This is a genomic window from Stappia sp. (assembly GCF_048261845.1).
Classification (GTDB): Bacteria; Pseudomonadota; Alphaproteobacteria; order Rhizobiales; family Stappiaceae; genus Stappia.
The window spans coordinates 19679-31528 of sequence record NZ_JBLXFR010000045.1; the positions used below are offsets into that span (position 1 = coordinate 19679).

At 67.6% G+C, this 11850-nt stretch carries 8 protein-coding genes and 1 riboswitch; of the genes, 5 read left to right on the forward strand and 3 right to left on the reverse strand.

What is annotated here, in order from left to right; all coding sequences use genetic code 11:
- Positions 1 to 72 precede the first annotated feature (72 nt).
- Both ACN0T5_RS16115 and apaG read right to left on the reverse strand, forming a co-directional pair.
- Complete coding sequence (locus ACN0T5_RS16115; RefSeq protein ID WP_417769637.1) at positions 73 to 2160, reverse strand: putative bifunctional diguanylate cyclase/phosphodiesterase; 2088 nt, start codon at positions 2158 to 2160, stop codon at positions 73 to 75.
- Between the two features lie 318 nt (positions 2161 to 2478).
- Complete coding sequence (apaG, locus tag ACN0T5_RS16120; RefSeq protein WP_417769638.1) at positions 2479 to 2871, reverse strand: Co2+/Mg2+ efflux protein ApaG; 393 nt, start codon at positions 2869 to 2871, stop codon at positions 2479 to 2481.
- Positions 2872 to 3110: 239 nt separating this feature from the next.
- Here apaG and ACN0T5_RS16125 point away from each other — a divergent pair, with 239 nt between their 5' ends.
- Positions 3111 to 3716 carry a CDP-alcohol phosphatidyltransferase family protein gene (locus ACN0T5_RS16125; protein ID WP_417769629.1) on the forward strand — a complete coding sequence of 202 codons (606 nt, stop codon included), beginning with the start codon at positions 3111 to 3113 and terminating at the stop codon, positions 3714 to 3716.
- Positions 3717 to 3721: 5 nt separating this feature from the next.
- Here ACN0T5_RS16125 and ACN0T5_RS16130 read toward each other — a convergent pair whose 3' ends face one another.
- The gene (locus ACN0T5_RS16130; protein ID WP_417769630.1) at positions 3722 to 4915 is read right to left on the reverse strand and encodes an O-succinylhomoserine sulfhydrylase; all 1194 of its coding nucleotides are present in this window, start codon (positions 4913 to 4915) and stop codon (positions 3722 to 3724) included.
- A 42-nt stretch (positions 4916 to 4957) separates the two neighbouring features.
- Positions 4958 to 5037, reverse strand: a riboswitch (SAM riboswitch).
- Between the two features lie 266 nt (positions 5038 to 5303).
- Here ACN0T5_RS16130 and ACN0T5_RS16135 point away from each other — a divergent pair.
- From ACN0T5_RS16135 to ACN0T5_RS16150, 4 genes are all read left to right on the forward strand, one after another.
- Positions 5304 to 6395 (forward strand): 2'-deoxycytidine 5'-triphosphate deaminase, encoded by a 1092-nt coding sequence (locus tag ACN0T5_RS16135; protein ID WP_417769631.1) that lies wholly within the window; start codon positions 5304 to 5306, stop codon positions 6393 to 6395.
- 313 nt (positions 6396 to 6708) lie between these two features.
- A complete protein-coding gene (locus ACN0T5_RS16140) occupies positions 6709 to 7140 on the forward strand; it encodes a MarR family winged helix-turn-helix transcriptional regulator (protein ID WP_417769632.1) in 432 nt (143 codons plus the stop codon).
- Positions 7141 to 8972: 1832 nt separating this feature from the next.
- Positions 8973 to 9359, forward strand: a complete 387-nt coding sequence (locus tag ACN0T5_RS16145; protein ID WP_417769633.1) for a hypothetical protein — start codon at positions 8973 to 8975, stop codon at positions 9357 to 9359.
- A gap of 298 nt (positions 9360 to 9657) precedes the next feature.
- Complete coding sequence (locus ACN0T5_RS16150) at positions 9658 to 11622, forward strand: adenylate/guanylate cyclase domain-containing protein (protein WP_417769634.1); 1965 nt, start codon at positions 9658 to 9660, stop codon at positions 11620 to 11622.
- Positions 11623 to 11850: the final 228 nt, after the last annotated feature.

Here is an 11850-nt window from a genome sequence, read left to right on the forward strand (position 1 = left end):
CCGTGTCGACCGCAGCGTTCAAAGGCTAGCATCCGCCCGCGCGTTGCGCATCATGCGATCTTGCGCCAGCTGTCAGACCGGAAAGACTTCGTCCCATGGCGCGGGCTTGCCGATGAAATAGCCCTGGACCAGACTGACGCCCAGCTCGCGCAGGATCTCCATCGTCGCCTCATCCTCCACGTATTCGGCAACCACGCGCACCCGCATCGCTGTCGCGACGGCCACAATACCGGCCACTATTGTCTGCTGAACCTTGTCCTCGCAGATACTCCCGATGATATTTCCATCGATCTTCAGCATGTCGACATCGAAGTTGCGCAGATACCCGAAGGACGACAGGCCCGAGCCGAAATCGTCGAGGATGACCCCGAACCCGCGCTTTTTCAGCGATGCGATCAGGTCCTGCGCGGTTTCCATCGACCGGACGGCCGAAGTCTCGGTGATCTCGAAGGCAAGCCGCCCGGGTGTCACCTTCGCCCTGTCCAGCGTCTCAAGCAGGAAGTCGCGGAAGACGGGATCGCCGACCGACTGGCCCGACAGGTTGATCGTCAGCCTGGCGTCCTGCGGCAAGGCGGGCATGCGCGCGAGTGCCGTTTCCACGACCCAGCGGTCGACCCGGTTCATCAGGCCATGCCGCTCCGCGGCAGTGATGAAAACCTGCGGCGGCAGCGCACGGCCGCCCTCGCCGATGACCCGCAGCAGCACCTCGTGGAAGGGCTCGCTGTGACCGTCGACAGGCGCGATCGGCATGACATGCAGGGCGAAGCGCCCCTCCTGCAAGGCCGTCTGGACAACCTGCAGGTTGCCGATCTCCTCGAAGCGGGCATGCATCTCGCCATCGTCGGGATGGAAGACACACACCCGGGCACCGCCCTTTTCCTTGGCAACCAGACAGGCCCGGTCGGCGGAGTTGATGATGTCATGGACGGACGGGGCCACTGCGGTGAAGGCTTCCGTGTCCAGCATCGCGGCACCGATACTGGCGCCCACCGAAAACCGGTCCCCTTTCCAGGTAAACCCGGAGCCTTCGACGGCGGCGACGATCCGCTCGCCCAGTTCGGTCACGGCCGCCTCGTCGAGGCCGTCGACGATCAGGGCGAATTCGTCCCCACCCAGACGCGCGACAACGGCCGCGGGGTCCATTGTCCGCAGCAGGCTTGCAACCTGTCGCAAGAGGGCGTCACCGGCGATGTGACCGGCGAGGTCGTTGACCACCTTGAAGTCGTCCAGGTCGACCAGAAGCAGCGCCGCGCTGCAATTGCTGCAATCCGCGGGGGTCTTGAGGCAGCGCTCGATGCGGCGCGCCAGTTCGGCCTCCAGCGCATACCGGTTGGCAAGTCCGGTGAGCGCGTCCTCCAGCGCCTGGCGCCGCAGGCGCCGGTTGAGGATCGCCGCTTCCGTGATGTCGCGCATGTTGACGACGGCGCCGACAATGTCGCCATTGTCGTCGCGCAAGGGTTCCAGCCGCACGGCGAACTGCGTGCTGCCTCCATTGCCATTGGGCCAGGAAAATTCGTACTGCGTCACCTCTCCGTTGAAACAGGAGGTCAACCTTGGCAGCACCCGCCCCCGGAACCCTTCATTGCCGATGATGTCGGGCACGGTCAGCCCGATCACCTCTTCCGGCGTGCGCTTCCAGATCATCGCGTAGGCCGGGTTGACCCAGTGATACCGATAGTCGGCACCGACCACGGCGAGCGCGTCGGAGGTCTGCCGGATGACATCCTCCTGCATGGAGACGCGCTTTTCGAGCTCGTGCAGGTCGGTCTTGTCCTCCATCATCACCAGGAAGCCGATCACCTCGCCGGCGGCGTCCCACACAGGTTCATGGCGGATGCGCAGCAATCGTCCCCTTGTCGCGCGGCGCAGTCCCCACTCGACCGCTGTCTGCGGCTCACCGCGCAGCACAGCCTCGATGCTGGGGCGGCGGGCATCGCGCAACGCCGGTCCGTAGATGTCCTCGAGCGAGCGCCCGACCATCTGGCTCCGGCTCAGCCCCTCAACCTGCAGGCAGGCGGCATTGACCTCCCGGATAACAAGGTTCCTGTCGCAATAGACCATCCGGACCGGAGACACGTGGAAGGCAACGCCGAAGGCGCTCGCCTGCGTGTCGCAAAGATCGAACGCCTCACCCCCGACGCCGCTGATCGTATCGCCCATGGACGCCACGCTTGTTGGCTCCTTCCTGCATTCCTGTCGCTGCAAAACACCGACCGGAATCCTACATCACAAGTACTGACCCGGTAACAGCATAAAGCCGTTTCACCAGATTGCCCTTGTCATCATTACGTTTGTTTTAATGGCCATGGTTGTGAGGATGCCGAACCCGGTTCCGGCCCAGTCGAAACCCGGACCGAAACAAGTTGAAACCAGGTCGAATGCACACGAAACCGGTTGCGCGCGCAACCGATTGCCGGTTGGACGCGAGCGGCGGGAGCTGCGCAACCACGTATTGCGACCGATGGTCTCGCGCACCCTCTAGTTGAGGCTTCGGGTCTGTCCGGGAATGTCCAGCGAGAAGGCCGGGATGTCGACGTCGAAGCGCTCGCCGTCCGTCGTCTCCATCTGGTAGGAGCCGGCCATCATTCCCGAACTGGTGCGCAGCGGGCAGCCGGAGGTGTATTCGAAGCGTTCGCCGGGGGCGAGCACGGGCTGTTCGCCGACGACGCCGAGGCCACGCACTTCCTCCAGATGCCCGACCGCGTCGACGATGCGCCAGTGGCGGGCGCGCAGGCGCACCGTGTCCAGGCCCAGATTGACGATATCGACGGAATAGGCCCAGAAATAGCGCCCGTCCGCGGGGTCGGATTCCTCGGCGAGATAGTGCGGCTCGACCGTGACCTGGATATCGTGCGTGACCGCCCGGTACATGTTTCGCTCCACCGCAAGCCGCGACCATGCCATCCGGCACGAACGCTTCAGCCGTCTGTAATCTATACCGGAATCGCGGATCTTTCACCCCTTGCGGAACGCCGGGGGCGATTTTCGCACACGCGCTTGTGCCAGGGGGTGATGCGCTTGTGAGCACCGGCATGCTTGCCTTGCCGCGCCGTCTGGGTCATCTGACACGAAGGCAGCCGGCGGGTCCGGCGAAGGAACGGGTTTCACGGATGTTCGATGCACGCCTCAGGCCGCTGATCGACCCGCCGCTTGACGCGGCCGGGGGCCGCTTGGCGCGGGCCGGCGTGAGCGCCGATGCCGTCACCCTTGCCGGCTTCGCCTGCGGGCTCTGCGCGGCGGCCTCGATCGCCTGCGGCGCGATGCTGGCGGGCGCGCTGCTGATTGTCGCCAACCGGCTTGCCGACGGGCTCGACGGCGCCGTTGCCCGGGCCTGCAAGAAAACCGACCGGGGCGGCTACCTCGACATCGTGCTGGACTTCTTCTTCTACGGGGCGATCCCCTTCGCCTTCGCCGTCCAGGACAGTGCGCAGAACGCGCTTCCCGCCGCCGCGCTGCTTCTCGGCTTCTACATGAACGGCGCCAGCTTCCTCGGCTTTTCGGTGATGGCGGCCAAGCGCGGCATCACCACCAACGTGCAAGGGGCGAAGTCGCTCTACTATCTCGGCGGGCTTGCCGAGGGAGCGGAGACGATCGCAGTGTTTCTCGCCATGTGCCTGTTGCCGCACTGGTTCGCGGCGCTGGCCTGCGGTTTTGCCGCCATCTGCGTCGTCTCCGCCGTTTCGCGGGTCGTGCTGGTGGCCCGGATGCTGTCCTGAGCGGCTCAGCCGCGCACGGCCTCGAGCGCGGTGAGCAGGTCGGCGGCGAGATCGTCCTCGTGTTCCAGTCCGACCGACAGGCGCAGCAGCCCCTCGCCGATGCCTAGTTCGGCACGCGCCTCCTCCGCCAGGCTCTGGTGGGTCGTCGTCGCAGGATGGGTGACGAGGCTCTTTGCATCGCCCAGATTGTTGGACATCTTGACGATCCTGAGCGCGTTGGAAAAGCGGAACGCCCCTTCCTTGCCGCCGGCGAGTTCGAGCGCGATCATCGTCGAGCCGGCCTTCATCTGCCGGCGGACAAGCTCGGCCTGCGGATGGTCGTCGCGGCCGGGATAGATCAGCCGCGCGACGGCCGGGTGCTCGGCCAGCACATCGGCAAGGCGCGCCGCCGTGCGGGTCTGGCGCTCGACACGCAGGGGCAGCGTCTCCAGCCCCTTGAGCAGCACCCAGGCGTTGAACGGGCTCATCGCCGGCCCGGTATGCTTCATGAAGGGCATCACCTCGTCGGTGATGAACGCCTCGCTGCCGAGCACGACGCCGCCAAGGCAGCGTCCCTGCCCGTCGATATGCTTGGTCGCGGAATAGACGACGATGTCGGCGCCCAGCTGCAGCGGCGACTGCCACATCGGCGTTGCAAAGACATTGTCGACGATCAGCCTGGCGCCGACCGCGTGGGCCAGTTCGGCGACGGCGGCAATGTCGATCACCTCGAGCGTCGGGTTGGTCGGGCTTTCCAGGAAGCAGGCAACGGTTTCCGGCCGGATGGCGGCGCGCCAGGCATCGAGGTCGGTGCCGTCGACCAGCGTCGACGTCACCCCGAAGCGCGGCAGCAGCGTCTCGACGATGTAGCGGCAGGAGCCGAACAGGGCCTTGGCGGCAACGACATGGTCGCCGGCCTTGCAACAGGCCATGAGGGCGAGGTTGACGGCGGCCATGCCGCTGGCGGTGCCGCGCGCGGCCTCGGCGCCTTCGAGCGCTGCGATGCGCGCCTCGAACATGGCGACCGTCGGATTGGCGTAGCGCGAATAGACGAAACCGGGATCGTCGCCGTTGAAGCGGGCTTCGGCCGCCTCGGCGGTCTCGTAGACAAAGCCCTGGGTCAGGAACATCGCCTCGGAGGTCTCTCCGAAGGGCGAGCGCGTCGTGCCGCCGTGAACCAGGATCGTTTCCGGGTGCCAGCCGTGCGATTTTGTCGTCATTCTGCTCTCCAAATGCAAAACCCCGGCCTTGTACGGACCGGGGTTTTCGCAAACCCGGCCTGTTTAGCGACTTGTTTAACGTGGCTGCAAGCCGGCCGGCCCAAATCACCACGGAATGAGGCCTTTCTGATAGTCCACGGCGCAAAGCGCGTCAACGCTGTTGACCTGGCGCTCCTTGCGAAAGCCTCGTGCAGCCCCGTCCTCCCTGAGGGGGAAAGAGCGGCAGGACCGGCAAGGAGACGGCGCGCGCGCCGGTCCGAAACCCGATCCGAAACCCGGTCCGGATCCCGATCCGCGCCCCCATCTTCCGCGCATTTCCGGCAAAAACGCATTGGCCCGGCGAGCCTGCTGGGTTAAGGACGGCGGACGAGGCAAGACGGGGGGCAGCATGAGCGCGGCCGAACACGGCATTCTTCCGGCACAGACGATTGCCGACATGTTCAAGGAGGGGGCGATTTCGGCCCCCCGGCAGCCGGACGGCGACCAGATCCAGCCGGCCAGCCTCGACCTGCGCCTGGGGCCGCTCGCCTACCGGGTTCGGGCCAGTTTCCTGCCCGGCCCCGGCGCCAAGGTGCTGGAAAAGCTCGATCGGCTGAAGCTGCATGCCTTCGACCTGACACGAGGCGCGGTGCTGGAGACGGGCTGCGTCTATATCGTGCCGCTGCTCGAAGGGCTCGCCCTTGCCGGTGACGTCTCCGCCACCACCAATCCGAAGAGCTCGACCGGCCGTCTCGACGTCTTCACCCGGGTGATCACCGATGACGGGCGCGCCTTCGACACGGTGCCCGCCGGTTATCGCGGACCGCTCTATGCCGAGATCAGCCCGCGCACCTTCCCCGTGCTGGTGCGCGAAGGCTCGCGCCTGTCGCAGATCCGCTTCCGCAAGGGGCAACCGACCGTGGGCGACGCCGAGCTTGCCGAGGTGCACCGGCAGCACGGGCTGGTCTCCGGCGGCGAGGCGACGATCGGCGTCGGCGTGCATCTGACCATCGACCTGAGGGGCGAGGGTGACGGTGCCCTGATCGGCTATCGCGGCAAGCGCCACACCGGCGTCATCGACATGGACGCGCGCGCCGCCCAGGACCCGCTCGACTTCTGGGAGCCGATCCTCCATCGCGGGCGCGGCGACCTGATCCTCGACCCGAACGAGTTCTATATCCTGGTGTCGCGCGAGGCGGTGCACGTGCCGCCGCTGTTCGCCGCCGAGATGGTGCCCTTCGATCCGCTGGTCGGCGAATTCCGCGTCCACTATGCCGGCTTCTTCGATCCCGGCTTCGGCCATTCGGAGATCGGCGGCGGCGGCTCGCGCGCCGTGCTCGAAGTGCGCTCGCACGAGGTGCCCTTCATCGTCGAACACGGCCAGACGGTCGGCCGGCTGGTCTACGAGCACATGCTCGCGCGGCCCGACACGCTCTATGGCGAGGGCATCGGCTCCAACTATCAGGGACAGGGCCTGAAGCTCTCCAAGCATTTCCGGTAAGGCCGCGCGCCGCACGGCCAATTGAAGGCAAGGGTCGGCGTGACATCGGCACGGAGGGAGGCGAGCGCCAGCCCAGGGTCAACAGTACGGGGGGTGAGAGGGGCTCGCCCCGCGCGTTCTCTCCCCCCTTGAGGGGGAGATGTCCCCGGCAGGGGACAGAGGGGGGTAAAGCAGCAAGCCCCCGGCGACCGCTCCGCCCGGCGGTATTGACTGCCGGCTCTCAACCGCCGCCCCACCTTCAGGCCGCCCCCTCCCCGACCGCTTGACACGTGCCAGCGCATTAAGTATGGATGCCTGACTAACCGGAGACAACATGACACCGACGACGGCACTGGAGCGGCTTCACCGCATCGCGCACCGGCACTGGGCGGCACAGGCGTCGGCGGCCGGGCTGACGCATAGCGAGTTCGAATATCTGCGTGCCATCAAGGATCAGGAGCGGCGCAAGGTCGACAAGAACGATCATGGCCAGCACCTGCAGGACGTCGTCGCGGCGATGGGCGTCAGCAAGGCCTCGGCCAGTGCCATGGTCGTCAAACTGGAGGAGCGCGGGCTGGTGCGCCGCGTCCCCTGCCTGATGGATGCCCGCGCCCAGCACATCCTGCTGACGGATGAGGGCGCGAGCCTTCTGCGCCGGGGCGAGGAGATCTATCGCGGCGCACTGCGGCAGGTTTTCGACGGGCTGGACGGCTACGACCTGGCCGCGTTCCGCCAGGCGCTGCGGGATCTTGCCGACCTGCCCTGAGCCAGGAGGCTCGCAAGCGCGGCAAAAGGGCGGCCGAAAGCCCCCGCCCGGCGGGACGTGACGGCCGGAGCGGTTTGCGCTCTCACGCCGCACAGGAGACAGGCTGAGAACCCGCGGGAGCAAAGCGCGCGACCCGAAAGCCGGCGACCGGAGCGGCCAGACAGAGGGCCGTCAGCCGGAAGACCGCCAGACAGAGGACCTTCAGACAGAGAGCCTTCAGACAGACAGCAGGAAGAACGACCAGATGGAGACGATGGCACCTTGCCCCAGAAAGTTAGTGTGCCTGACGGACATATGAAGGTTGAAGACAGGAGATTGGATGCACACGCCGCCCCGCCCTCGGGCCCTCAGCGGTGCGAGGGAAGACAAGCCGCGCGAGAGGCACGCGCCGTGACGCCGGTGGCGCGAAGGGATGACGTTCGGGAGAGAGGCAAGCATGGCCCCAACACCATATGGCGGAAAAGGTCACCGGCGCACGCCCCCCTCTGTCCCCTGTCGGGGACATCTCCCCCTCAAGGGGGGAGAGGGGTGCAAGTGGCGATGCCCGCGCTCCTGTCATTCCGGGCGGGTTGCGGCGGGATTGGCCGGTGCCACCTCCCTCTGTCCCCTGTCGGGGCATCCCCCTCAAGGGGGGAGACGGGTGCGTGTGGCGCCCCTCACACACCCGTCCTTCCGCCTGCGACCGGCTCCCGGCCGCTGCCAAACGTCAGGTCGTGATGAGCGCGAGGGATGCGGTTCGGAGAGACACGGGGTCAGCGCGTTTTCACCCCGCCCTCAGGCCCTCAACTCGCGATTGCGGGCGGTTCCCGGCCGCCGCCCCGTCCTCAGGCTGCCACCCCGGGCGAGCATCGCGAGACCCGGGCCCATTCGTTGCCAGCGCGGGGGCAGCGGACTCGCGGCAGCGGCATGGCGGATCGTCCCGCAGGTGCCGAAGGGCTCGTTTGCCCGCCGCAAGCGACGGGAGCCATCGCACCTGCCGGGGTGCCAGCGGATCCCGCTCGGGGGCGAGAACGACAGCCGCGCGAGAGGCACGAGCAGTGACACCGGTGGCACGGAGGAATGACGTTCGGGAGAGAGGCAAGAGTGGCCCCAACACCATATGGCGGAAAAGGTCACCGACGGCGCCCCCTCTGTCCCCTGTCGGGGATATCTCCCCCTCAAAGGGGGGAGAGGGGTGCAAGTGGCGATGCCCGCGCTCCTGTCATTCCGGGCGGGTTGCGGCGGGATTGGCCGGCGCACGCCCCCCCTCTGTCTCCTGTCGGGGACATCTCCCCCTCAAAGGGGAGACGGGTGCAAGCGGCGATGCCCGCACTCCTGTCGTTCCGGGCGGGTTGCAGCGGGATTGGCCGGCGCCCCCCCTCTGTCCCCTGTCGGGGACATCTCCCCCTCAAGGGGGGAGAGGGGTGCAAGTGGCGCCCGTCACACACCCGTCCTTCCGCCTGCGACCGGCTCCCGGCCGCTGCCAAACGTCAGGCCGTGAGCGCGCGGGATGCGGTTCGGAGAGACACGGGGTCAGCGCGTTGTCACCCCGCCCTCAGGCCCTCGGCTCGCGATTGCGACCGGCTCCCGGCCGCCACCTTGCGGCATTCGACAAGATAAGGAGAAAACTCCCGGTCAAAAGTTCGTTTTCCAGACTAACTCACGTCGCGCTCCCGGACGGTTCGCCTTGGCGCCGGCCGAAACACGGCGACCTGGACTGCCCCGACGACAGACCCTGGCCGACAGACCATGGGCCACCATCCACCGACCGGCGGGGCAGCATCCTGCCCCGTCCCGACCCGACCACGAATGGCCGCGAATGGCCGCAAACCCTGAAACACAAGGAAACCGTGATGTCCTTCGAAGCTGCCCTGATCGGCGCCGCCATCCACATGCTCTTTTGGGAAAAGCTTCCCGAATGGGGTACCTGGTTCAACCGCCTCGTCGCCGCCCTGCCCGCGCCGCTGCGCACGCTCTATGCCCAGTGGCGCTGTCCCTATTGCGCAGGTTTCTGGATCGCGCTCTGCCTGCACGGGGCGACCAGCCTGTCGACGCTCACCGCGCTGGACGCCCTGCCCGCATTCTGGGGAGAGCTTGCAACGCCGCTCGGCTGGTTCCTCGACGCGCTGGTCACCGCCATGCTGATCCAGTTCACCGTGCTCGCCGTTGGTGGAATTCGCCTGCCGGCCATGCATGCGGTGTTGCTGAGGAAGGAGTTCATGAAGGCCCGGGAGGACTGACCGGCGAGCCTGCCTTCAGGCTTCGCCCTTCGCGCCCCTGCGACAGCTGCCGGGACGGCCCTTTCGCGGCCCGGCGGCTGTCGGCGATGTCCCACGATCCGATCCCGCCAATACATTGGTCGTGCTAGGATTTCCGCGCGGGTGATTCCGCGCGGAAATCGGGGGCGCGAGACAAGTGGCAACGGATCGGGCGGGCACGGACAGGACCGCGACACGCGGGAAAGGCGCGGAGGTGGCGGCCGCGGACAAGACCGGCGCAAATCCGTCTGGCGCAAATCCGTCCGGAACAGGCAGGAACATGGCCTCCCCCTCCACGCGGCCGCGGGCAACCGCGCGTTGGACAACGCGCTGGACACAGCCGCTGCGGCTGCATCTGAGCACCATCATCGTCGCATTGCTGCTCGGCATCTCGCTGCCGCTGATCTGGCTTGCGAACGACCAGGGCACGCGGCTTTCCACCGGCGCCGCCAGCCAGGAGATGCGCCTGCTGGCGCGCCGCGTCGCCACCCATTACGAAGCCGTCTTCAACGACGGACTGGCGGTGGTCACCCTGGCCGCGGCCGCCGACACGCTGCTCGACGATCCCTCCGGCGACATGGCCGGCAAGGCGCGCTTCCTCGACCGGGCGCTGGCCACCTCTTCCCATATCGACGGGCTCTATGCCGGTCACGCCGACGGCACGTTCCTGCATGGCGTCGGCAACCGGGAGGCCTGGCGGCAGGCTCTCGACGCCCCCGAGGGCACCGACCATGCGGTGCGCAGCATTCACCGGGAGGCGGACGGAAAGCGGCACTCCGTCTGGCGCTTCCGTACAGCCGGGGGAACCTTGCTGTCCCGCCGCGACGACGGCGAGACGGAGTATGACCCGCGCCTGCGCCCCTGGTACCGGGCGGCGATCAAAGGCCGGGGCGCGCCCGTCACTGTCGGGCCCTACACGATGGCGACGACCGGCGAGCTGGGCCTGACCATCGCGGTCGAGGCACAGGACGTGCCCGGCACGGTCGTCGGCGCCGACGTGCTGCTGACGACGATCAGCAAATTGCTGTCGGACGAGGCGGTCTCGCCCGGCGCAAGGGGCTATGTCTTTGACGACGACATGCGGCTCATCGTCCATTCCGACCCGGCCCTGATGGCCAAGCTGCTGCCGCAGCTGTCAGGCCGGTCGCGCCATGCACGCGTCGATGTCGACGACCCGCTGCTCGGGTCCCTGAGGCCGCTTCTCGCCGCGCCCGGCGATGGCGGTGTCCACCGTATCGGGATCGACGGCGCCCCGCACCTCGTCGCGCTGGAGCCGGTGGACGGCGTCGCGGGGCTTGCCGGAACCACCGTCGTCATCGCCGCGCCCCTGTCGGATTTCACCGCCGAGAGCGCGGCGCTTCTGAAGAAGGCGCTGGCGATCTCGGTGGCGCTGATCGCCGCCGGCATCCTCGCCTCGCTGCTGATCGCGCGGCTTGTCAGCCGCTCGCTCACCCGGCTTGCCGGCGATGCCGCGCGGATCGGCGAGCTCGATCTCGAGGCCGGCCCGCCCTTCGCCTCGCCGCCGCTGGCCTCCTATGTGGAGGAGATCAACACGCTCTCCGCCGCCATGGCGACGGCGCGCGGCGCGATCCGCAGTTTCGCGCTCTACGTGCCGCGCGAGTTGGTGCGCAAGGTGATCGCCGCCGGGCGGCAGGATCCGGGGGCGGCATCGCGGCAGGACGTCACCGTGCTGTTCACGGATATCCGCGACTTCACCACCGTCTCGGAACAGCATGCGCCGGAGGAGGTGGTGGCGCTGCTGGCCGCCTATTTCGAGCGCCTGAACGAGATCGTCGAGGCGCATGACGGGGTCATCGTCCAGTATCTGGGCGATTCCATCTATGCGATGTGGAACGCGCCCGAGGCCGACCCGGATCACGTCGACAAGGCCTGCCGCTGCACGCTGGCGCTGGTTGCCGCCGTTGCCGCGCTCAACGCCGAAAACCGGGCGGCCGGCCTGCCGGAACTGGTCACCCGCTTCGGCCTGCACACGGGCGTTGCCGTGGTCGGCAGCATGGGCGCGACGACGCGCCGCCAATACACCGCCATCGGCGATACGGTGAACGTCGCCTCGCGGCTGGAAGGGCTGAACAAGGAGTTCGGCACCACGGCGCTGGCAAGCGCCGCGATCCGGGATGCCGCGCGCGATCCCGCGCTCCGTGTCCGTCCGCTCGGCACGGCGCAGCTCAAGGGCCGTACGGCGGAAATCGCCGTGTTCGACCTCACCCCGGCGGATGGCGGCTAGCCGCGGGAGCTAGGACGTGGACTCATAATTGTGCCGGAAACGGCGCCCGGCCCGGCAATGATCCGCCAGAAAGGCCGCGATGGCCGGGGGCGGGCCCCGGTCAAGCGGTCTGACGCCGCGGATCGAAGCCGGACGGACGCCCTCCGGGTATGAGGGAACGGGCTGGCAACGGCGTCGCACCCCCTTGAAAACCGGGCGGTTTCCTGCGGGTTTGCTCCTGGTATCCAG